The organism is Virgibacillus sp. M23, from assembly GCF_034190895.1.
GTDB classification, from domain to species: domain Bacteria; phylum Bacillota; class Bacilli; order Bacillales; family Amphibacillaceae; genus Virgibacillus; species Virgibacillus salarius.
Genome location: NZ_JAWDHA010000344.1, coordinates 1 through 407, shown reverse-complemented (window position 1 = coordinate 407; position 407 = coordinate 1). Strand labels below are relative to the sequence as shown.

The following is a 407-nucleotide window of genomic DNA, read 5'->3' as shown; positions in this document are numbered from 1 at the left end:
AATCTCATATGATTCTATTCGAGGTTTCGACGTTTTGAAGGAGGGTTTTAAGTAATGATCGAGATTGAAAAACCAAAAATCGAAACGGTTGAAATCAGCGACGATGCCAAATTTGGTAAGTTTGTCGTAGAGCCACTTGAGCGTGGATATGGTACAACTCTGGGTAACTCCTTACGTCGTATCCTCTTATCCTCACTCCCTGGTGCCGCTGTAACATCAATCCAGATAGATGGTGTACTGCACGAATTCTCGACAATTGAAGGCGTTGTGGAAGAAGTTACAACGATTATCTTACACATTAAAAAGCTTGCATTGAAAATATACTCTGATGAAGAGAAGACGCTAGAAATTGATGTACAGGGTGAAGGAACTGTAACGGCAGCTGATATTACACACGATAGTGATGT

At 40.8% G+C, this 407-nt stretch carries 1 pseudogene; it reads left to right on the top strand.

Annotated features, from left to right (window positions below):
• Positions 1 to 54: 54 nt before the first annotated feature.
• A pseudogene (locus RVS70_RS22890) lies at positions 55 to 407 on the top strand (DNA-directed RNA polymerase subunit alpha); the annotation flags it as partial.